The organism is Streptomyces synnematoformans, from assembly GCF_039531005.1.
GTDB classification, from domain to species: Bacteria; Actinomycetota; Actinomycetes; order Streptomycetales; family Streptomycetaceae; genus Streptomyces; species Streptomyces synnematoformans.
In genome coordinates, this window is sequence record NZ_BAAAPF010000089.1 from 1 (window position 1) to 22,274 (window position 22,274).

10 protein-coding genes and 1 pseudogene are annotated in these 22,274 nt (G+C 71.3%); 5 read left to right on the forward strand and 6 right to left on the reverse strand.

Features of this window, described 5'->3' with window-relative positions; all coding sequences use genetic code 11:
• On the forward strand, window positions 1–1,271 hold a 1,271-nt coding region (locus ABD317_RS15665), incomplete at its 5' end, for an ABC transporter permease (protein ID WP_344290588.1).
• 81 nt (window positions 1,272–1,352) lie between these two features.
• Here the strand turns inward: ABD317_RS15665 and ABD317_RS15670 are convergent.
• The gene (locus ABD317_RS15670; protein ID WP_344290597.1) at window positions 1,353–2,966 is read right to left on the reverse strand and encodes an alkaline phosphatase D family protein; all 1,614 of its coding nucleotides are present in this window, start codon (window positions 2,964–2,966) and stop codon (window positions 1,353–1,355) included.
• 391 nt (window positions 2,967–3,357) lie between these two features.
• On the opposite strand from ABD317_RS15670, the gene ABD317_RS15675 reads away from it, so the two are divergent.
• From ABD317_RS15675 to ABD317_RS15685, 3 genes are read left to right on the forward strand one after another with little or no spacing between them, the layout of a single operon-like run.
• Window positions 3,358–5,601 (forward strand): molybdopterin oxidoreductase family protein, encoded by a 2,244-nt coding sequence (locus ABD317_RS15675; RefSeq protein ID WP_344290589.1) that lies wholly within the window; start codon window positions 3,358–3,360, stop codon window positions 5,599–5,601.
• Window positions 5,598–7,097, forward strand: a complete 1,500-nt coding sequence (locus tag ABD317_RS15680; RefSeq protein ID WP_344290590.1) for an FAD-dependent oxidoreductase — start codon at window positions 5,598–5,600, stop codon at window positions 7,095–7,097. The genes ABD317_RS15675 and ABD317_RS15680 overlap by 4 nt, the downstream gene beginning before the upstream one ends.
• On the forward strand, window positions 7,094–8,302 hold the full coding sequence (locus ABD317_RS15685) for an NAD(P)/FAD-dependent oxidoreductase (RefSeq protein WP_344290591.1): 1,209 nt from the start codon (window positions 7,094–7,096) through the stop codon (window positions 8,300–8,302). Before ABD317_RS15680 ends, ABD317_RS15685 begins: the two co-directional genes overlap by 4 nt.
• A gap of 21 nt (window positions 8,303–8,323) precedes the next feature.
• Here ABD317_RS15685 and ABD317_RS15690 read toward each other — a convergent pair whose 3' ends face one another.
• Both ABD317_RS15690 and ABD317_RS15695 read right to left on the reverse strand, forming a co-directional pair.
• Window positions 8,324–9,682 carry an outer membrane protein assembly factor BamB family protein gene (locus tag ABD317_RS15690; RefSeq protein ID WP_344290592.1) on the reverse strand — a complete coding sequence of 453 codons (1,359 nt, stop codon included), beginning with the start codon at window positions 9,680–9,682 and terminating at the stop codon, window positions 8,324–8,326.
• Window positions 9,683–10,931: 1,249 nt separating this feature from the next.
• Window positions 10,932–12,986, reverse strand: a complete 2,055-nt coding sequence (locus ABD317_RS15695; RefSeq protein ID WP_344290593.1) for a CHAT domain-containing protein — start codon at window positions 12,984–12,986, stop codon at window positions 10,932–10,934.
• A gap of 645 nt (window positions 12,987–13,631) precedes the next feature.
• Here ABD317_RS15695 and ABD317_RS15700 point away from each other — a divergent pair.
• Window positions 13,632–13,775, forward strand: a pseudogene (locus ABD317_RS15700) (IS630 family transposase); the annotation flags it as partial.
• 211 nt (window positions 13,776–13,986) lie between these two features.
• Here ABD317_RS15700 and ABD317_RS15705 read toward each other — a convergent pair.
• From ABD317_RS15705 to ABD317_RS15715, 3 genes are all read right to left on the reverse strand, one after another.
• Window positions 13,987–14,400, reverse strand: coding sequence for a hypothetical protein (locus tag ABD317_RS15705; RefSeq protein WP_344290594.1), 414 nt, complete (start codon window positions 14,398–14,400; stop codon window positions 13,987–13,989).
• Window positions 14,397–21,332, reverse strand: a complete 6,936-nt coding sequence (locus tag ABD317_RS15710) for a polymorphic toxin-type HINT domain-containing protein (protein WP_344290595.1) — start codon at window positions 21,330–21,332, stop codon at window positions 14,397–14,399. Before ABD317_RS15710 ends, ABD317_RS15705 begins: the two co-directional genes overlap by 4 nt.
• 127 nt (window positions 21,333–21,459) lie before the next feature.
• Window positions 21,460–22,274: LamG domain-containing protein (locus tag ABD317_RS15715; protein WP_344290596.1), on the reverse strand; the 815-nt coding region annotated here is incomplete at its 5' end.

Here is a 22,274-nt window from a genome sequence, read left to right on the forward strand (position 1 = left end):
ACCTCGGCCGCCGCGTCCGGCACCTGCTGGGCCGGCTGCCGCTGCCGCGGGCGGTGGGGCTGGGCCTGGCGGGCCCGTTCGCCCGGCCGGCGCGCCCGGCGGCGGTGGCGGCGGCGGTGGCGTTCGCGGCGCTGCCGGTGACGTTCGCGGTGGGGCTGGGGACGTCGCTGATCGCGGTGCAGAAGGACGGGACGCCGGACGCGTCGGGGGACGTGGTGGTGCACAGGATGACGGGCCCTGGCGGCCCGCTGGAGCGCGCCGAACCGGGCGAGGCGGGCGGCCCGGGCGCGCCGGGCGCGGATCCCGGCACGGCACCGGAGTCCGCGCCGCCCACCCCCGCCACCCCCGCTTCGACCAGGGAGATCACGGAGACCATCCGCACCCGCCCGGAAACGGAGCACTACTTCGCCACCGCCGAGGCCGACGTGACCGTCGTCGGCCGGAAGGGCGCCGTCCCCCTGGTCACGTACCGCGGCGAAGCACCGGACGACGGCCACCGGCTCGCCGCCGGCCGCTGGTTCGCCGCCCCCGGCGAGGCCGTCGCCCCGGCTCGCTTCCTGGAGGCCACGAACACCGGCGTCGGCGACACCGTCACCCTCCGGGACGGCAAGCGCACCGCCGAACTCCGCATCGTCGGCGAGGTCTTCGACCTGGGCGACGACGGCATGGCCCTGCGCACCGCGTACGCCTCCGCCGACGGCCTCGTCCCGGACCAGGAGCCCACCCGGTACACGGTGGACCTGGCTCCGGGCACCGACCGCGGCGCCTACCTCAAGGCGCTCAACGCCGACCTGGAGCCGCTGGGCGCCCGGGGGAACGTCGCGGAGGACGACGAGGAGTCCCCGGTGATCCTGGCCATGCAGGCGCTGATCGCGATGCTCACGGCCATGCTGGTGGCGGTGGCCTGCCTGGGCGTGCTCAACACCGTCGTCCTCGACACCCGCGAACGGGTCCACGACCTGGGCGTGTTCAAGGCCCTCGGCATGAGCCCGCGGCAGACGGTCGCCATGGTCCTCACCTCGGTCGCCGGCACCGGCCTGGTCGCCGGCGCGGTGGGCGTACCCCTCGGCGTGGCGCTGCACCACTACGTGGTCCCGGAGATGGGCCGCTCGGTCGGCACGAACATCCCCGACGCCCTGGTCGACGTCTACACCCCCCTCGGCCTCACCCTCCTGGCCCTGGCCGGCGTCGCCATCGCCACCGCCGGCGCGCTCCTCCCGGCCACGTGGGCGGCGGCCACCCGCACGGCGACGGCGCTGCGCTCGGAGTGACGGGACCCGGGGGCACGGCCCCGGCGCCGGCGGGAGAGGCCGGGGCCGGGGCCGGTGCCGGGGCCGGTGTCGGGGTCCGGGTCAGAGCTGGTCGTCGTCCACGTCGTACCGCCGCTCGGCCAGCCGCATCGGGCGGGCCGGCTCCGGTGTGGTGGCCACCGTGACGCCCGGGCGGCCCGCTTCGACCACGAACTCCGCGGCCGTGGTCACGGTCGTGCCCTCCGGGCGCCACACCGTGTCGACGGTGCGGAGTTCGGCGGTCATCCGCTCGCGGGTCACGTCGCAGAGCACGTACGCGCGGCGGTTGTCGATGTACTTCCAGTGCGGGCTCTCCGCCATGATCGGGTCGTACCTCGCGTGGAAGGCCGCCGTGTCGCTGTCGCCGCCCGAGGCGATCGACGAGCCGGTCAGCTCGGCGCCCACCACCGGGCTCGCCGGGTCGTCGAAATCGGGCTTGAGGTCGCAGACCCAGGTGCAGTGGCGGTCGCCGGTGAGGACCACCGGGTTCTCCGTACGGCCGGAGCCGAAGAACTCCAGCAGGCGGCGGCGCTGGGCGCGGTAGCCGTCCCAGTTGTCGAAGTCGAAGACCTGCTCGGGGCCGGCCCGGCGGTCGTTCTGGGCCCACATGAGCTGGTTGGCCAGCAGGTTCCAGCGGGCGCCGGAGCGTTCCATGCCGCGTACGAGCCAGCGCTCCTGCTCCGGTCCTGTCATGCTGCGGGCCGGGTCCTCGGACTCCTCGATGCTGGTGATCTGGTCGCTGCGGTACTGGCGGGTGTCGAGGACGTGCACGGTGGCGAGGTCGCCGTAGCGCACCGACCGGTACAGCTGCATGTCCAGCCCGTCGGGCATCGAGGCGCGGCGCAGCGGCATGTGCTCCCAGTACGCCTGGAGCGCGGCCACGCGGCGGGCGCGGAACGCCTCGGGGGTCTGCTTGTCGGGGTCCTGGGGGATCTCGTCGGCCCAGTTGTTGTCGATCTCGTGGTCGTCGAGGGTGACGATCCAGGGGGCGTGCGCGTGCGCGGCCTGGAGGTGGACGTCGCCGCGGTACTGGGCGTGGCGGTTGCGGTACTCGGTGAGGCTGTACGGCTCGCCGGTGCCCTCGTGCCTGCGGACGGTGGTGTCGCGGGGGACGGACTCGTAGATGTAGTCGCCGAGGAAGGCGACGAAGTCGACGTCCTCCTGCGCCGCGTGGTGCCAGGCGGTGAAGTAGCCGTCCTGCCAGTTCTGGCAGCTGGCGAAGAGGAAGCGCAGGTTGCGCGGCCGGGCGTGGACGGCGGGGGCGGTACGGGTGCGGCCGGCCGGGGACGTCTCGCGGCCGGCGCGGAAGCGGTACCAGTACTCGCGGTCGGGCCGCAGGCCGTGTACCTCGACGTGGACGGAGTGGCCGTGCTCGGGGCGGGCGAGCGCGGCGCCCCGCTGGCGTATCCGGGTGAAGGAAGGGCTGTCGGACACCTGCCACTGCACGGGCACCGGCCGCGCCGGCATGCCGCCGCCGGCGAGCGGGTCGGGCGCCAGCCGGGTCCAGAGCACGACGCCGTCGGGCAGCGGGTCGCCGGAGGCGACGCCGAGCGTGAACAGCCCGGAGGGCAGCCGGTCGGCGGTGCCGCTGCGTTCGGCGGCGGTGGCGGTGGAGGGGGCGAGGAGTACCGGGGCGCCGGCGGCGCCGAGGGCGAGGGCGCCGCCGGTGCCGAGCACGCTGCGCCTGTCCGGATTCGAGCGAGAACTCACGGATTCTTCCTTCTTGTGTGGGAAGTTGCCTGAGAACTTGCATGACCCTGACAGCCAGAGAAGAAGGCCCGAGGAAGCAGCGGCTACACCGAGGTGGGCACCGCCTGAAGGATGGGCGTCCGGCCGTGCGCGCGGCCGGACGTTCAAGTGCCGCGTGCGCGCGGGCGCACACGGAGAGGCGGGAAGCCGCCTCCGGGGCGGCCGGGCGGGCGCTCACGGGAGCGAAATGCCCGGAATACCCGAACTCACCGCCGGCGGTCGGCGGCTGACAGCAATCTGCCAATTCCCGCCCCGCCCCCTCGCGGGTGATGATGCCGGTACAGCTCCGAAGCGGTGACGCCTGAAGTGGGGTATCCGGATGGGCAGTGGCTCCTCGCGCGCACCGTCGTCACCGGACCCCGAAGAACCCGCGGTCGCCACCCACTGCCCGTACTGCGCGCTCCAGTGCGGCACACGGCTCCAGCCCGGCGCGCCCCCCGGCCCGCCCCCGCCCTCCGCCGTCCCGGCCGCACCGGCCGCCGAGCCCGCCCCGCCGCTGCGCGTCGAGCCCGACGCCGACTTCCCCGTCAACCAGGGCGGCCTGTGCCACAAGGGCTGGACCGCACCCGCCGTCCTGCGCGCCCCCGACCGGCTGCGCACCCCGCTCGTCCGCGACCGCGCCGGCGGCCACGCCCCCGCCAGCTGGGACACCGCCCTGCACACCGTCGCCTCCCGGCTGGCGGAGATACGCGCCGCGCACGGCCCCGACTCCGTCGCCGTCTTCGGCGGCGGCGGGCTGACCAACGAGAAGGCGTACCTGCTCGGCAAGTTCGCCCGGGTCGCCCTCGGCACCCGGATGATCGACTACAACGGCCGCTTCTGCATGTCCTCCGCCGCGGCGGCCGGGGTCGCGGCCTTCGGCCTGGACCGCGGGCTGCCGTTCCCCGTCACCGACCTCGCCGAGGCCGACACCGTCCTCCTCGCCGGCGCCAACCCCGCCGAGACCATGCCCCCGCTCATGCGCCACCTCAACAAGGCCGGCGCCCTCGTCGTCATCGACCCGCGCCGCACCCCCACCGCCGAGCGCGCCGCGCTCCACCTGGCCCCCGCCCCCGGCACCGACCTCGCGCTCGCCCTCGGCCTGCTGCACATCGCCGTCACCGAGGGCCGGCACGACGAGGAGTACGTCCGCACCCGCAGCGTCGGCTTCCGCGCCGCCTGGCGGCGGGCCGCCGGCTGGTGGCCGGAGCGGGTGGAGCTGCTGACCGGAGTGCCGGCTTCGGCGCAGCGGGAGGCGGTGCGGCTGCTGAGCGAGGCCCGGCGCGCGTACGTCCTCACCGGGCGCGGCGCCGAGCAGCACAGCAAGGGCACGGACACGGTCGCCGCGTTCGTCAACTTCGCGCTCGCGCTGGGCCTGCCGGGCCGCCCCGGCTCCGGGTACGGCTGCCTGACCGGCCAGGGCAACGGCCAGGGCGGCCGCGAACACGGCCAGAAGGCCGACCAGCTGCCCGGCTACCGGCACATCACCGACCCCGGGGCCCGCGCCCACGTCGCCGGGGTCTGGGGCGTCGACCCGGACAGCCTGCCGGGGCCGGGGCTGAGCGCCGCGGAGCTGCTCGGCGCCCTCGGCACCGACGGCGGGCCGCGCGCGCTGCTGGTGTTCGGCTCCAACCCGGTCGTCTCCGCGCCGGACGCCGAGCGCGTCCAGCGCCGGCTGGCGGAGCTGGACCTGCTGGTCGTCGCGGACTTCGTACCGTCGGAGACCGCGACGATGGCGGACGTCGTCCTGCCGGTCACCCAGTGGGCCGAGGAGGAGGGCACCCTCACCAACCTGGAGGGCCGCGTCCTGCGCCGCCGCCGCGCCCTGGCCCCGCCACCGGGCGTACGCGGCGACCTCGCCGTCCTGCGCGAGCTGGCCGTACGCCTCGGCGAGCCCGCCGACCGCTTCCCCGACGACCCGCGCCGCGTCTTCGACGAACTCCGCCGCGCCTCCCACGGCGGCACCGCCGACTACGGCGGCATCAGCTACGAGCGGCTGGACGCCGGCGAGGCGCTCCACTGGCCCTGCCCCGCCACCCCCGACGGCACCCCGCCCCACCCCGGCACCCCGCGGCTGTTCCTCGACCGCTTCGCCCACCCGGACGGCAAGGCGCGCTTCCAGAACGTCGACCACCGCGAGCCGGCCGACGCGCGCGACGACCGCTTCCCGCTGTGGGCCACGACCGGACGGCAGCTCGCGCACTACCAGTCGGGCGCGCAGACCCGCCGGGTGCCGGAGCTGGTGCGGGCCGCGCCGGAGACGACGGTGGAGATACACCCGGACACGGCGGCGCGTGCGGGGCTCGCGGAGGGCGAGCTGGCGCGGGTGCGGTCGGCGCGCGGGGCGGTGCTGGCGCGGGTGCGGCTGGTGGCGACGCTGCGTACGGACACGGTGTTCCTGCCGTTCCACTTCCCGGGGCACGGGCGGGCGAACCTGCTGACGGGCACGGCGCTGGACCCGCGCAGCCGGATGCCGGAGTTCAAGGTGAGCGCGGTGTCCGTGGAGCCGGTGGGGTCGGAGGAGCCGGTGGGGCGGCCGGAGCGGGTGCCGGAGGCGGCGGCGGTGCGGGGAGCGGCGGGTTGAGGGGTACGGGACGGGGCAGGCCGGGCGGTACGGAGACGGGGACTGAGACGGGGACGGAGACGGGGACGGAGACGCGCGCCGAGACGGGGACGGGGACCCGCGTCGTCATCGTCGGCGGCGGCCCCGTGGGCCACCGCGTGGCCGAACGCCTGCGCCACCACGGCCACGACGGCCCCGTCACCCTCCTCGACGCCGAACCCGGCCCCGCCTACCACCGCGTCCTCCTCCCCTCCCTCCTCGACGGCACCCTCACCCCCGCCGACCTCCGCCTGCCCGACCTGCCCGACGTCCGCCTCCGCCACGGCGTCTCCGCGGCCGGCATCGACCGCCGCCGGCGCCAGGTCCGTACGACCGAGCACGACCGGGTCCCGTACGACACCCTCGTGCTGGCCACCGGCGCCCGGCCGCACCTCCCGCCCGTGCCGGGGCTGCGCCACGCCTCTGGCTGGTTGGTCGACGGCGTCACCGGGCTGCGGTCGCTGGCGGACTGCGCGCGGGTGCGCGGCGACGAGATCGTCGTCCTCGGCGGCGGCCCGCTGGGCGTGGAGACCGCGGCCGCCCTGCGGCGCGGCGGCCGGAACGTCACGCTGGTGCACCCCGGCCCGTACCCGCTGGACGACCGCCTCGACGCCGCGGCCGGCGGGCTGCTGACCCGGCATCTGGCGGAGCTGGGCGTCCGGCTGGAGCTGGGCCGGGTGGCCGCCGGGGTGCTGCCAGGCAAGCTGGCGCTGGACGACGAGTGGCTGCTGGCCTGGGACACGCTGCTGTGCTGCACGGGCGTCCGCCCCCGCACCCGCCTCGCGGCGGCGGCGGGCCTGGCGGTACGGACCGGGGTGCTGGTCGACGGCGAGGGGCGGACGAGCGACCCGGCGATCCGCGCGGTGGGCGACTGCACGGAGCCCGCGGATTCGCTGTTCACCGGCTGGGAGCAGGCGGAGGCGGTGGCGCGGTCGCTGACGGGCCGGCGGGTGCCGTACGGCGGCGACGCCTGGCGCCGGCCGGTGTTCCGGCTGCGGGTGCCGGGGCTGACGCTGGGGGTGCTGGGCGACGGCGGGGCGGGAGCCGGGGACGGAGCCGGGGCCGGGGCCGGGGCCGGGGCCGAGATCGTGACGTACCGCGACCCGGCCCGCGGCCGGTACGCCCGGCTGGCGCTGGACCCGGCGGGCCGGCTGACGTCGGCGGTCCTCGTCGGCCTCCCGCAGGCGCTGGCCACGCTCACGCAGCTGTACGACACGGGCGCGCCCCTGCCGACGAGCCGGCTGGCCCTGCTGCTGGGCCGGCCCGCGCCGCGTTCGGGGCCGCTGCCGGCGCTGCCGCCGGAGGCGGTGGTGTGCCGGTGCAACAACGTGACGAAGGCGGCGCTGGCGGACGCCTTCGCCGTGGGCGCGCGGGAGCCGGGCGCGCTGGCCGACGCGACGCGGGCGACGACGGGGTGCGGCTCGTGCGCGGAGGAGGTCCGGGGCCTCTGCCGGGAGTTCGCGGAGAGCACGCCGTGAAGCGCCTGCTGGTCGTCGGCTGCGGCATGACGGCCCACCGGCTGGTGGAGGAGCTGCGCGCCCGCGACGGGGCGGCGCGCTGGCGGATCCTGGTGCTGGGCGAGGAGCCGTACGGGGCGTACAACCGCATCGCGCTGACGGACAGGCTGCGCGGCGTACCGGCGGAGGAGCTGACGCTCGGCGCCCCCGACGGCGGCGGCCTGGAGATACGTACCTCCACCCGGGTGGCGGGCATCGACCGGCCGGCGCACGAGGTGGTGACGGCGGAGGGCCGGCGGCTGCCGTACGACGCGCTGGTGCTGGCCACGGGCGCGGTGCCGGCGCGGCCGCCGGTGCCGGGGGCGGAGCTGCGGGGGTGCCACGTCTACCGGACGCTGGACGACGTCCACGCCATCCGCGAGGCCGCGCAGGCGGCGTCCGGGGAGCGGGCGGTCGTCGTGGGCGGGGGCCTGCTGGGCCTGGAGACCGCGGAGGCACTCCACCGCCACCTGGGGATACGCCCGCACGTGGTGGAGGCGGCCCCGCACCTGATGCCCGCGCAGCTGGACCCCGAGGCGGCGGGCCTCCTGGCGATCTCCCTGAGCCGCAGGGGGATCCGCCTGCACGAGGGCACCGCACTCCGCTCCCTGGACCCCGGCCCGGCCGGGGAGGTCACCGGGGTCACCCTGGCGGACGAGACCCGGATCACGACCCGCCTGGTGGTCTTCACCGCGGGCACCCGCCCCCGCGACGACCTCGCGGCGGCGGCCGGCCTGCCGCGCGGCGAGCGCGGCGGCTACCTGGTGGACGACGACTGCCGCACCCCCGACCCGGACATCTGGGCGATCGGCGACTGCGCGGCGATCCACGGCCGCCGTACGGGCACGGTGGCCCCCGGCTACCACATGGCCGCCACCGTGGCGGCCCGCCTCGCCGGCGCCCCCGCCTCCCCGCCGCCCCTGTCCCCGGCGGAGCCCTCAACGGTGCTGAAGCTCCCGGGCGTGGACGTGGCCAGCATGGGCAACCCCCACGCCCAGACCGAGGACGCGGTGGAACTCACCTACACCCGCCCCGGACCGGCGACCCGCTACGCCAAACTGATCCTGGACCCCGAAGCCCGCACCCTCCGGGCCGCCATCCTCCTGGGCCACCCCACCGCCCACAGCCGCCTCCACGCCCTGGTGGGCGAGGAGCTGCCGGCCCCCGCCGAACAGCTCCTCACCTGAGCGGGAGAACGGTCCCCGCGGTCACGAGTAGATGACGGTGGCATATGATCCCGCGCCACCGGGCGCGGAGTCCCCGACCACGGTGGGCCCCGGAGAGACGATCACGAGGCGGCCGTCCCGCCACTCGATGTCACCTTCCAGGGAGTTGTTGGCGAGCAGCCACTTCTGGTCGCCGCTGTCGGCGATGGGCAGCCCGGCCAGCGGGGTGACCTCGCCGGTCTCGGGGTCGAGGGCCACGACGGCGCCCCGCGACCCCTCGTAGTCGCCCAGCGGGGGGTCCTGGGGCTGGAAGGCGATCAGCCGTCCGTCCGCGTCGGTGCCGACCGGAGCCAGTGACAGCTCACCGTCGGCCCGGGCGCGCCACAGCTCCTTACCGGACGTGAGGTCGAAGGCGACGATCCCCACCTGGCGGTAGTCCGGGTCCATCGCGTACTTCAGGTAGAGCACACCGGCACCGACAACGGCCCTGTGGCACGTGTTCAGCTCCGTCGAGTCCCCGCCGCCGTAGCCGCACGGCGGCATCGGGTCGAGGCTGCGCGCGTCCATCTTCGCGAGCACGGTGTGCTCGCCCGGGTCGTCCCGGTCGTCCGGGTCGCCGGGCTCCACCCGCCACACCTGCTCGTCGTCCCGCGACTTGACGACCACGATCAGCGGGTCGGCCGACAGGACGGCCACGCTGGTCTTCTCATCTCCGGGATACGGCCACGCCCAGAGGAGTTCGCCGTCCCTCCCGAAGGCGGCCAGGGCTCCGCACTGCCGCGCGATCAGCGTGTCGCCGAAGACGGCGAAGGCGGCGCTCCAGCAGCCGTTGTCCTTGGGGTCCTTCTGCGCGCCGCTCGTGAGGTCGAAGTTCGTCTGCCCCTGCCCGGGTATGAGCACCGTCTCCCCCCAGATCACCGGACGGTCCCCGACATCGGGCAGCACGCTCGCGACCCCGGGCTCGATATCGGAGGTCCAGACCTCTTCGCCCTTGTTGACGTCGACGATCGTGAGCTGGTCACACGGCTTCGGCCCGCTCTCTGTGGTGGCGGGCTCCCCGCGCAGGACCGCGACGTACCCCTCCGGCGAGACGTCACGCGAGGTCTTGCAGGCCCCGTTGCCGTCCACCGGCACCCGCCAGGCCACCGAGCCGTCGGCGAGGTCGTAGGCGACGATCTCGTTCCACATCTCCCTGACCAGGTGCTTCTCGGTCCACCACCGCCCGTCCAGCCAGGAGCCGAGCGACGCCCGGGCCGTGGACGCGTCCGGCTCCCAGTCCTCCGGGAACCGCTCCTCAAGCGTCATCGAGAGCTGCTTGTCGGTCCCGGGGGCGAAGCCGACGTCGCCCGCGGAGTCGTCCTTCAGCCAGAACGACCACGCACCGGCCCCGCCCGCGGCCATCACGAGAACGGCAACAACCGCGATGACGACGCCCCGCTTGCTCTTCTTCCGCCCGGGCCCTCCGTGGTGCCCGGGCGGCTGCGGCGGGCCGCCCCACGCGGAACCCCCCTGATACCCGGGCGGTCCGGTCGGCCCCTGGGGCGGACCGTACGGGTACGGGCCGGGGTGCGGGGGCGGTTGCGCGGGCGGCCCCGTCGGACCGTGGCCGGGAGGTGGAGGTGGACCGTAAGACAACTCGTGCTCCAGGGAAGACCCGTTGTTCAGTGCGGAAACGGGGGCGTCACACCCCCGCGCCGACGGCTCGCGCCCAGCCGGCCGGTCGGGTCGGTCCCCCGGCACGAGGGTGGTCGGCGGATCTTGCACGAACATTGCACCCGCCTAGAATCCGCAGACGAAACCGCGCGCAGGGCCGCGGGACGAACCCCCGGCCGCCGCAGCGGTTCGGGGCACGCCAGCGCCCCGAACCGAACACCTGGTCTCGGCCGAGGCCCCGATCCTGCGCTGGGACAGGTGCCGGTACACCCCGGACCACGGACCAACGGCACCACGGCCGACGAACGGCAGTTACCCGCACCCAAGCCGACCCGGAATAAGCACTGCGCCCGGGAGTACTGTCGGAGTGACTGGTTCCAGGAGTCGGTGGTCCATAACTGGCGTCATGGTGAGAAGCTCATCCCGCAAGACTGGATCGAGGACGCTGCCGACCCCCGTAGCCAATAGCAACGAATCGGCACGCATGCGGGGATCTGCCAGCCTCCGATCCGACCAATGGAAGTACCCTGACGCCGTCTTAACCGCCGGAGTTGAGTTCCGGAAATTGACGCGTACTCGGCAGCGACTTTCTCCGTCATTCACACAGCGCGGAACACCCGACGCTGATTCCATTCCCTCAGCAGTCGAGCGTCTTTGCTGCACAGGATGGATCCTCGCAGACCCTTAAACACGGTGGCAACTCTCCCTCCTCGGTGGCCGACCGCCTGATCGTATAGGCGGTGTCTGACAAACCGACTCGGGCCACCCAGTTTGAGCGCTTGTTTGTGATCCTCTGAAGCTCGGGGGCATCGTCTACCTCGTTCTGCCCAGGACCAGCCGCCGCTTCGCCGTCGGCGACGACGTTCTCGGCAGGGGGAGTGGAGGCGCTCTCTCCGGCAAGCGCTGAGAGGACGCGAGGCCAAGCGCCTGTGGCGAAGACAGACAAGCCAGCGGCAGCCCGCCGGGCTTCGACCGTGAATTCTACGGGGCCCAGCAGTTACCGACCGGGGCGCACTTGTTCGATCTGCTGCCCCAGTGAGGAGAGGTGGATGCGCTCGGGGCAGCCCACGAAGACGTAGAACAACGACTCAGGGACGTAGCCGGGCCTGCGGAACCAGTTGCGTACGCGGTCGCCCAGGCCCTGTTCGTCGGCGATCTCGCCCAGGACACGTTCGGTGTCCTCGTAGACGTGCGGCAGGCGGAGTCGGCCGGTGGCCCGGCTACTCATGAACTCAACGATTACAGGCTGGCCGTTGATGGTGGCACTGGTGGCCCACGCCCTGATGCTCGGGCTTCCGTCGAGGATGTCGTTGACCGCGTTCGACGTCTGCACGTGATGCCATACATCCAGGATGGTGTCGAACTGCCTGGGTTTCGCGATCTCTTCAGCGAGGTACACCAAAAACCGGCACATCAGCATGGCGTTGCGTGTGACCTCGACCGGGACTTGCGTTCCCAGTACCGCCAGAGCGCCTTCCCGGAGCAAAAGATCGGTGATGGCCACGGCCCCGGAGCCGCGGGGTGCGACGTGGCAGGCGCTGAGCATGACCACAGGTGGCACGCGGTCAAGGCCGAGGTCCAGGTGTGGTTCGTCGCCGATGACGAGCGCGGCCATGTTGCCGACCATCGTTCCGTGCGCGCTGATGACGAGGATGTCGGGGCGATGTTCGGTCACGGACTGCTGGAGGGCTTCGAGGGTGAGGGTCTCGGCCTGGATGACGGTGAGCGTGGCCGCTTCGGGTTCAGTGGTCTCGCGGGCCATGTTCCATCCCTCTCGCGAAATCCGTCCCACCGGATCGCTGAGGGGAATGCATTCGGCGATCAGGACTTTGATGGTGTGGTTCAGGCTGATGGCCGGCGGGGCGGAGACCTGTTGCTGCACAGTCCTGGTCAGAGGTTGCAGCGGTCGGTAGGCGACAGGCAGACGTGCACACAGCGGTGCGCTGTCCCCGGGCATGGTCAGCAGTCCGAGAGGAAAGTCGGAGAACACCGTCAGGTGCGAGGCGCGTTGGATCGCAGTCGTCAGTTCCTTGCTCCACAGCGGCTCGGCAACGTCATTGAGCCGGGCGAGCAGGCGTCTCACGGCAGCGCTGCTGTGTCGGGTGAGGAAATGCCGTTCGAGTTCAGCAAGGATGACGAAGGCGTCAGGGGGCACGGTGGGCAGCATGAGGCCCAGGCCGCTGCTCGCGACGGCCTGGTGTGTCACCGCGAACTCGATGGCTGCTCGTTCGACCATGTGATCAGGGCGTTCGTGGAGTGTGACCGACCATGTGTCGTCCGGGCTGACGGCGGGCTGGGTTCCCGTTCGGCGCCGTAGCTCGCCGTCGTAGGCGATGCGGGCATAGGCCGGAGCGGTACCGGGCAGGCCCAGTGCTAGCGGTACCCGCAGTCGGGCTGCCTCCTCCTTGATCGTCTGGGGAAAGCGGCGGTCAGCCTCGCTGGGGGAAGCCCTCTCCCGTTCCAGGCGTGCCGTGGCGGCTAGGAGCGTCTGACCGCGGAGGGCCTGCGTGAACGCACTGCTCATGCTCGTGTCTTGGACGGCCAACTCTGCTGTAGGCCATCCCATCTGCCGGGCCAGCCTGCGGTGAGGGAGGGTTAGAGGGGCCATGTCCAGTCGGCGCGTGAGGGACACCTCACCGGGCAGCGCCGGCAGGTCGGGGATGAAGTGCTCGTGAATGGCATTCCAGTGAGCGGTGAGGGTGGCGTCGGACAGCTGCGAGTAGGGGATCGCAGGCAGCACGAATCCGAGCGCCGAGGCCCGCTGCCGGGCCTCTGCCAGCACCTCGTCCGGACAAACGGTGACAACGGGATGGTGATGTTGCAGGTGGCGGCCGAGCAGATCCTCGTCGAACATGTCGATCGGCACCAACACGATGTTGTGGTCAAGCCGCAGGCTCTGGACTGCCTTCAGCTTCCAGGCATCGACATCGACGAGATCCCAGAGCGCGGCGGGTAGGTGCAGGCAGTACCAGAGCCCGGGCAGCGCGGCGGCCACCGTTTTGGCCAGGCCGTGTGGAACAGTCGACTCCGCAGCAGCTGGCCGCTCCCACACGACAGGAACGTAGGGCGACTTGTCCTGAGAGCGGCCCTCAGCGGCCCCCGGAGTGAACAGGACCGCGTACAACGGGGGCATTCCCACGGGTGATGACATGGTGGAGGAACCTCGCTGCCGCACTCAATCGATGATCGGCCCAACCTACTGTGCGCGACTCTGCCTTGACGCGGACTCTGGCAAACGGACCTTGCGCTCCGCCCGTCCTGAGCGTGTGACGGGAAAGGGATCGTTGCTGCCCTGACGGGGACACCGTCTCGACGAGTGGCCTGCAGAAGACCGGCGGGCCGCTCCCGCACCCCTTGCCGGCGCCCTTCGAGATCACGGCGACGAATTCGCCAACGCACCCGACCCCAAGCCTGGCCAGTTCGTGCACGGCACCAACATCTTGAGCGTGCCAAGCACACAACCCGGCCAACTCGAGCTCTCCAACGGGGAAGCCTCGCGTATGTGTGCATGCATCCCGTGCGCTGACCCATCCGCCCTTCCATTGAGGCAAGGAGTCGTCTGTGGTCCAGAAGCAGCGCAAAGTGAGGACTGAAGGCAACACGCCTGGACTTGACACAGAAACTCCTTGGAACCTGCCCACCACGGGTGTTCACGTCCCCCATATGTGTCGTGCGAAGAAATCCTTCCTGCCTTCACGTCGTCGAACTCGAACGGGACATCCGCGGCTGGATCAACGAGTGGAACAAGAACCCCAAGCCGTTCAAATGGACCAAGACCGCCGACGAGATCCTCGAAACCCTCGCCGCATACTGCACACGAATTAACGACTCAGGACATTAGGTTCCAGCCATGCCAGACGTGGAGCCGTCCCATTTGACTGCCGGATAGCCGGCAACAAACCTCCCCATCACATGAACAGCTTCTACGCCGGTAACCCCCGGCCGAGCGTCTGTCTAAACTGCCCGCCACCACACGCCAGTGACCACGTGTTGCGACGACCACTCGAATTCGCCCACAACTCGGTGGGGCTCTTCAGGCCGATCGCCTCACATCAATAGAGATCGCTGCCGATGCCGCTTAGTCGGTTTTCCACAGCCGTACGAACTTCGCTCCAGGAGTCGTGCCGAAGGGATTCCAATGTCTCCCTCGACGTATTCCTGTGCTGCGCGACCCTCATTCTGATCGATTCGTCCACATCGTGAGCGAGGCGTTCGAGAAGGTCCGGTGACAGTTTCCGCTTCATGGCCACCATGAAACGGACGCGAGCATCAGGGTCGTCTATCAGCATTTCCAGGACAGCCAACGGTACCGTCTTGTTCTGGACAACTGCCAACCGTTCTTCCGGGTATCGATCGACGACCTCCATCCATACCTGCGCGGGCGCCTCCTCAACGGCCGCCCTGCGGCACTCCTGCGGATTTGAGCTGTTGCGCAGCCGTACAAACTCGTCGGCAGTATCGATCATCTCTTGACACCCCGCAAATTGCTGTTCGGTATAAATTTCCCCGTATCGCCCTTCCACTTGCCCGGCATGTAGTCGCCGTATTTATCGGCATCCGAGATCCATTCGAGACCCTTACTGGTCTCCCGATAGACCTTGAACGCCGATTCACCGTGGCCGGTCACGTCCGGAGTCCACCAGGTACCGTCGGAGGCACTCTTATAGAAGGTGGTCTTGAACGGACCTCCCTTTAGAAGTTTTGTCGAGCCTTCCTTGGTTAGCTGCCAACGCCCTCGGCCAGAAACATCACAGCTGCTGTTATGAACGAGTACCGGAGTCTCGCCCGCCTGTACATAGTACGTGTGGATGTCGTTGATGGTGAGGTCGTGGGTGCGTTGGCGCTTGGTGTAGTGGCGGACGTCCGTGACGGTGGCGGTGGTGCCGTCGGGGGTGCGGAGGGTCTGGCCGGGGGTGAGGTCGCCGGCGTTCGCCCAGGCGTTCTTCTCCTGCGTCCAGAACGGGTGGGTGGTGGTGGACGTCAGGGTGGTGGTGCTGTCATCGGCTTTGATGGTGAGGTCGACAAAGTCCTTGTCGTCTTCGGTGTTGATCGTTGCGACGATCTCCCGGATCGCGGTCTTTCCTGTCTCGGGGTCGGTGACGACGGCCTTGTCGCCGATTTCGAGTTCCTCGATGGGTTTCGAGCTGCCGTCGGCCAGCAGAACTTGGGTGCCGGGGAGGAAGCTGTGTTTCGAGCAGGTCTTCGCGGCCTTGAGGAACTTGATCGGCTTGAGTACCTTGACCCAAGGCAGGTCGAGCGCGGCGGAGCCGCAGGCGCGGGTGAGACCAGGGTTCTTCAGGCATTCCTTCCACGCGCCGATGTCAGGTGCGACGATCGACAGGACGAACTGGTCGAAGGCGGTCTGTGGCCGGTCGAGCCAGCCGAGGTCGCCTGCGATGGCGCAGAAGTCCCTGTTGCTATCAGTGATCTCATCGGGTCGGCACGAACCTTGGATGTGCTGGTCCAGTCGTTCGTCCGTGTTGCTGAGCGTCGGGTACATCCGCTCCAGTTCGAGCGCCGAGGGCAGCCGGAAGCCCTCCATCCATACCACGCCGTCCTTCTGGGTGATGTGGATGGTCTGCTTTGGGCTCTGTGGCGAGCTGTTGCTGTTCTTGGGGTGTTTCACGGACGGTTTGCCCATGACGCCGCCGCCGGTTTGGTTCATGCCGTTGCCGCGGCTGCCGTCGGCGCGGGTTTGTGCGTTGCCGCAGCTGACGCCGCTGGGGGAGCCTGTGCCGCAGTCGAGTCCCAGGCCGGTGGGGTCCTTGAAGGTCAGCGGGTTCTGGGCGGCGTAGGTGTAGCCGTTGAGGGTTTGGGGTTTGTCGAGTTCGAGGAGCGGGTCGACGCTGATGAAGCGGCCCAGGTCCGGGTCGTACTCGCGGGCGCCGAGGTGTTGCAGGCCGGTGCTGGCGGTGTCGTCGGTGCCGCCGACGAAGCCGCGGGTGCCCGGCCAGGAGTCGGGCTGCGGGCCGCGGGGGGCGCCGAAGGGCAGGCTGCGGCGCTGGTCGAGGGCCTGGGTGGCGGCGTCGACGGCCAGTTGGCCGGTGCCGTTGCGGTCGGCCAGCGTGAACGAGACGCTGCCGTCGTCCTCCTGAACCGCCTGGTGACCGCCGCCGAGGTCGTAGTAGCGGGTGGCCTTCGCCGTCGTGGCGCCCTTGGGGAGGGTGACCTCGGTGGCGCCCAGGTACAGGGTGGTCTCCGTGGGCGTGCGGGCGATGAGGCGGTTGCCGCCTGCGTCGTACAGGTAGCTGGTGACCTTGTCCGCGCCGCCCTCGACCGGCTCGGTGACCTTGGCCAGGTGGCCTTCGGCGTCCCAGGTCAGGGTCTGGGTATCGCCCGCCAGGTTGCGGGTGGCGGTGTTGCCGGCGTCGTCGTAGGTGTAGGTGTCCTGCGCGGTGCCGGTGGGTCCGGTGCTGGTGACGGACGTCAGGCTGTGCGGCCGGGGACTGCCGGGGGCCGGGTAGGCGTAGGTGCGCTCGGTGTCCTTGGCGGGGTCGCCGCCGGTGTCGTGCCGGGTTTCGGTGAGGCGGTTGCCGGACTTGTCGTAGGTGTAGGAGTGCCAGTACGGCGCCGGGCCGCCCACTGCCGAGCCCGAGGGCTTGGCGGAGCACTCGGTGTCGCCTTCGGTCCAGGCCGTGGTCAGCCTGCGCGCGAAGTCGTAGTCGAAGCACTGGGTGTCCGTGCCCGACCGCGAGACGTCGGCAACGGAAAGCACGTTGCCGGCGTCGTCGTACGTGAAGGTGTTGTGCTGGTCGACGCCGGGCACGTCCGTCCGTTCGACGCGCGTGGTGGCAAGGCGCTGCGTTCCCCGCTCATAGACGTTCGCCACGGTGACGGTCTTGCTGCCGCTGTTCGACAGCTCGTAGAGCTGCGGCTTTCCGTCGTTGGTGTAGCTGGTGGTCGCCTTCAGCCCCTGGTCACCGCCGAGTTCGATCGGGCGGAGGGTCTCGTCCTCGTACGTGAACGCCACACCCGACGACGGCAGCGCCCCGGCCTTCGGGAAGCCGACGGCCTGCACGGTGCCGGAGACGTTGTACGAGGTCATGGACAGGTACGTCCCCGCCAGCGCGCCCTCGGAGGCCGGGATGGTGACCGTGGAGCGCAGCACCCGGTACTGGCGGTCGTAGGCGACGACCTCGTTCGTGTACGCCTCGCCGTCCACATAGCGGGTCGACGCGGCCAGGTGGCCCTTGGCACCGCTGACGGTGTCGTACGTCCAGTCGGCACGCAGTGTTCCGGTGGGCGAGGACTCCCGCAGCTCGGTCTGGCGGCCCATGCCGTCGTAGATGCTGACGAGCTTGGTCCCGCGGGCGTCGGTGGTGGAGGTGACCTGGCCGCGGTCGTCGTAGACGGTCGTGGTGGTGCCCTTGTCCGGGTCGTTCGCCTCGGTCTGGCGTCCGAGCTGGTCGTAGCGGTACGTCCAGGAGTTGCCGGCCGGGTCGGTCACCTTCTCCAGCTCGCCGCGCGGCGTGTACCGGTAGCCGGTCTCGTCGTAGGTCGACTCCGCGCTCCGCGCGTGGTGCTGGCGCACGGCCGTGGTCCGGCCGCGGGCATCGACGAGGGATGTCGTGGTGGTTCCGCCGTCCGGCGGGATCACCGTCGTGCGGTCGCCGCGGTACCGGGTGGTGGTGGTCGCCACGACGGTGTGGCCGTCGCCGCTGCCGGCCACCTGCTCGGTCTGGATGGTGCGTCCGACACCGTCGTAGGAGTGCCGGTACTGGGTCTCCACGGTGATGGCGTCTTCCGGGAGGAACAGTTCGGGGGACGGCAGCTTGTCCGTGTAGTACGGCGCGAAGGTCTGGGCGACAAGGCCCCGCTCGTCGTAGAAGACGTCGCTCAGCAGCCTGCCCCCGTCGGGCCCCGGTGCCTGGGTCTGGCGTTCGCGCAGGAAGCCGTCGAAGACGGTGTACGAGGTGCGCTGGGCGCCCCGGTTGCCGAGAGTCTTTCTGCCGACCGCGACCGGCTTGCCCTCGGTCACCCGGTAGGTGAACTCGTAGTTCGGCGTCAGGCTGGTGCGCCGGTCGGGCAGCCACACCTTGGTCGTACGGCCCAGGGCGTCGTACGCGGACGTGGTGGTCTTGCCGTTCGTGTCGGCCTGGGTGAGCGGCAGACCGCGGGCCGGGTCGTAGGTGGTGGTGGAGGTCAGCGCCGTGGTGGCGTCGCCGGGGGTCGCCGGCGGCGTGGTCTCCTCGACCCGCGTGACGAGCCCGGTCGTGGGCGTGTAGGCGGTGGTGGAGGTACGGCCGTCCGTGCGCGCGCTGCGCGACTTCAATTGCCCGTTGGCGTCGAAGGCCAGGTTCGCGGTGAGGTCGGTGCTGGCCCGCTTGCGGCCGTAGGCGTCGTACTCGGCCGTGGACTCCAGGTAGACGGCCTCGTCCGCGGTACGGGACTTCAGCACGGCGGTGGCGGTGGCGTCGCCCCGCGTCGGCGGGGTCGGGGTGGCATCGATCGCCGCCCCGTCGTACGCCGTGCGGACGTCGGTGATGACGTCCTCGGTGCGGTCGGCGGAGTCCCCGCACGCCTTGGCCACCGTTTCCACCCGCACGGGCAGGGTGAGGATGTTCTTGTCCTCGTTGGTGGCGTACGTGGTGCGGGTGCACCGGTTGTCGGCCGCGGTGGAGTTGTCCGCGAAGTCGTTCACCTCCATCAGCCGCCCGGCGACCGTGTCGTGGGTGTTCGACTTCGACGTCACCCGCCAGTCGTTGCCGACGCCGTTGTCCAGCGAGGTCCAGGTCTTGGTGTGCGCGGTGCCGGTAAGGTTGGCGGTGACGGTGCCCCAGGAGCGTTCCTTCTTCGCCGTCTGGTGGTGCCAGGGCCGGTTGACGGTCTTGTTCAGCACCTTGCCGCCGGGGCCGGTGAAGTCGACGGTCTTGTAGGCGAAGCCGGCGGCCGACTCGTGGTCGGTGATCGGGTCGCCCTCCCCGCTGCCGAGGCTGACGGACACGTTCTTGGTGCCGCCGGTGGGACTCTCGCGGTCTCCGTGCATGCCGCGGAGGAAGTAGGTGTCGGACTGGGACACCATGGCCTCCTCGCCGAGCAGCCCACCGGTCTTGACCCGCACCCGGCCGTAGCCCCGCCACTGCGACCAGGTCTTGAACTTCTCCTTCGTCAGACTGTCGTCATCGTCGTAGTGCCAGGCCGCCCCGCCCAGGTACTCGTAGCGGGTGACGGAGTCGGTGCCGCCGCCGGTGCGGTCGCTGGCGGTCACGGACGTGGTGACGTACTTGTTGAACCACTGGCGGTCCGGGTCGGCGGTGTCGCTGCCGCCGATGTACTGGGGGAAGCAGCGGCTGGTGTTCGTCTGCGGGGTGGGCAGGTTGTCCCAGCTGCAGGCCGGTGCGGAGTAGTTCGCGCCGATCTGGCCGCCGTACTCGTCCGCGACCGACGACAGCCGGGCCTTGATGAACGGCGCGTAGCCGTCGCCCGTCCTGTCCAGCCGGTTGGCCAGCTGGGTGTAGACGAAGGTGGTCTTCGGCAGAGTGATCGCCGGGGTGGCGGTGTGGCCAGTGCGCTGGATCGACTCCAGCAGCAGCTGGTAGTCGGTGTCGGCCTGCCCCCAGCGGTGCGTCAGCCGCCAGGAGTCGACAGGGGCGTACGTCCCGTCGCCTTTCAGCACCTGCGTGGTCACCTTGGTCATGCGCTTGCGGGTCCAGAAGCTGGGCGCGTACCGGCCCTGGTCGCACGTGGCCGATTCGCCGCAGTTCAGGTCCCAGGGCGTGTCGTACCAGTAGGCCGCGTCGGTGCCGATGTCCGAGCAGTCGGTCTGCGCGTTGGGCAGGCATCGCTGACCGCTGCTGAAGTCGACCTTGGCCAGGGGCTTCGTGCCGTACACCGAGGACGACTTCAGCCCGTACTCGATGCGGTCCAAGGTGCCGCCGCGGGTGTAACGGGTGTTGTTGGTCCCCTTCAGGTTGCGGCCGTAGGAGTTCTTCTCCTGGTGGTAGTAGTAGGCGACGGCGTTGCCGTGCGGGTCGACGACGTAGTCGAGATTCCAGCGCCAGGTCTGCTGGCACCAGGACGAGCCGAAGCCGGCGGCGTCGTGGCAGGGCTCGCCGGAGTCGTCGCCGAACACCGGCACGTTCCACGCCGAACCCGTGGCCTCCTTGCCGCTGGCCCAGCCGGGCAGCCGGTTGAAGCCGAAGTAATAGCGCACGCCCTGCGGGTCCGTGACCCGCCAGTACTCGCCGTCGTTGTCGCCGTTACCGCGGGCGGCCGAGGCCAGGCGGGTGACCCGGGTGCCGTCGTCGTCGCGCAGCTTCCACTCGCCGTTGCCGGCCGGGACGAGTTCGCCGCCCTTGCCGTTGAAGGAGATGAACGCGTTGCCGTGACCCCAGCACAGGTCACCCGGCTTGCTGCCGTCGGCGTGCTTGACGCCGTCGTCCGCGCACGGTTTGTACTGACGCTCGATGTAGCCGGGCCAGAAACTGAACCCGTCACCTATCCAGGACGACTGGTTGTTGGTGCCGCCCGTGCGACCGTCCACCGCGCCCGACGAGTACGACATGCCCACGCTCGGCTGCAGCCCTCCGGGCACCTCGGGGACCGGAATGCCGTACGACCAGGAGAAGTCCCCGGAGCTGAGGTTCACGTCCCAGGACGACGACGGCGCCAGCGACGTGGCCTTGTAGTCACCCTTCCCGCCCTCCTCGGCGGCGACGGCGGCGAGCACCGTCGGCTCGCGGGAGCCGAGCCGCACCGCGTCGGCGGTGAGCGTCTGCTTCTCCGCGTCGTTGACCGTCGGCACCGGCTCGCTCGCGCGGCACCCGGGCCTGTCGGGCGTGTCCAGTACGCAGGCCAGCATCTCCACGAGGGTGAGCCGGGAGGCGTAGCCGCCCCCGAACGCCTCGGCGAAGGCGCCGTAGTCCACCGTCGCCCGCACCTCACCCGCCGCGCCCCGGGGCGCGGGAGCCGACTCCAGCGCGAACAGCACCCCGTCGACCCCCGCCCGCCGGGCCGCCTCCCGGCCGAGAACCCGGGTGGTCACCGTGCCACGCGCGCCCTTGGCCGCCTCTGCGGCAGCCGCGGGATGCCCGCCGGCCGCGGAGGGCACGTCCAGGGTGAGGGGAAGGGCCGTGGCGCTCGGCGGATCTTCGGTGGTGCTCCTGACACCCGCGGAACTCAGCTCGACCCGGGCGGTCGCCGGCTCCGGCCAGGCAGCGTCCGGCGCACGCTGCGGCGTCCTCGGACCTTCCTGCCGTGCACGCGGCTTGACCTTGGTCGCGGATTTTCCGGCGACCGGCTCCTCCGCCCGGGGCACGCCCGGCCCGCCCCGGCCGTCGTCCGCGGCCGCTCCGGTCGTCGTCACGTTCTGCAGAAGGGTGGCGACCATCAGGGCCGCCGCCCCCAACGCCACCTTGCCGCTCGTCCATCTGACGCGCGTGCTGGCCTTCCGGTTCATCCCGTCGTCCTCATCTCCGCTGCCGCGCCACCCTCGCCCGCGAGCGGGCCGCCGGTGGAAGCCGGGTGCTGGTGAATGGGTTTCGAGCCCCGGCGCCGTTGGGGGCAGCGCCGGGCGGAGTGCGATATCAACTGTCGTCGGGGACGTCGGTGACGACGTCCGGCCTGCCGAGCGCGAGCAGGGCAACCTGACCGCCGGTCAGCGCCCCCTGGAAAACCCACACGTCATCGACCGCCCCGGGCCAGTACTCACCCCACGCGCCGGCCGTCTTGCTCCGGCCGATCTGGAGGGACTCGCCGGCGGTGAAGGTGAGCACGTCCTGGGCCCAGGAAAGCCGGTCCGTGCAGGCGGGATCGTCCGCTGTGCCGTCGCCGTCGGCGTCGGGGCAGGCCACTTCCTCCAGCTCGCCGTTGACGTAGAGCCGCGCCTCCTTGGTGAAGCCGTCGTAGACCAAGGCGAGATGGTTCCACTCCCGCACATCCCAGAACTGCTCGTTCTGCACACGCACCACGCCGGCCGTGTCGGTGTCGGCCCCCGGCAGCGCTATCTGCCAGCTCCCCGCGCTGGCCGCGGGATCTGCGGCGGGTACGTAGCGCACCGCGAACGCGCTCTGCCTGCCGCCCGTGGCGCTGACGAGGGCGGCCGCGCCGTCGGGCAGGGCGGCGGCCTGTGCCCAGGCGGTGACCGTGTAGCTCCCGCCGGTGTCCACCGGCACCCCGGAGGTCGCCGCATAGGCGCCCACTCCGTCCAGATCCATCGCGCCGGTGTCGACCCAGCCGGAGCCGATCGCCGCACCGCCGTGCAGGGTCATGTCGTGACCGCCCGGCGAGTCGTCCGCCGTGACCGGAGGGGTCGCACCATCGGTGCCCTCCAGCTTCCACCGGCTCTTGACCAGGGGGCGTTGTTTGTAGAGTTGCTGGACTTCGGGGGTGGAGATCGGGC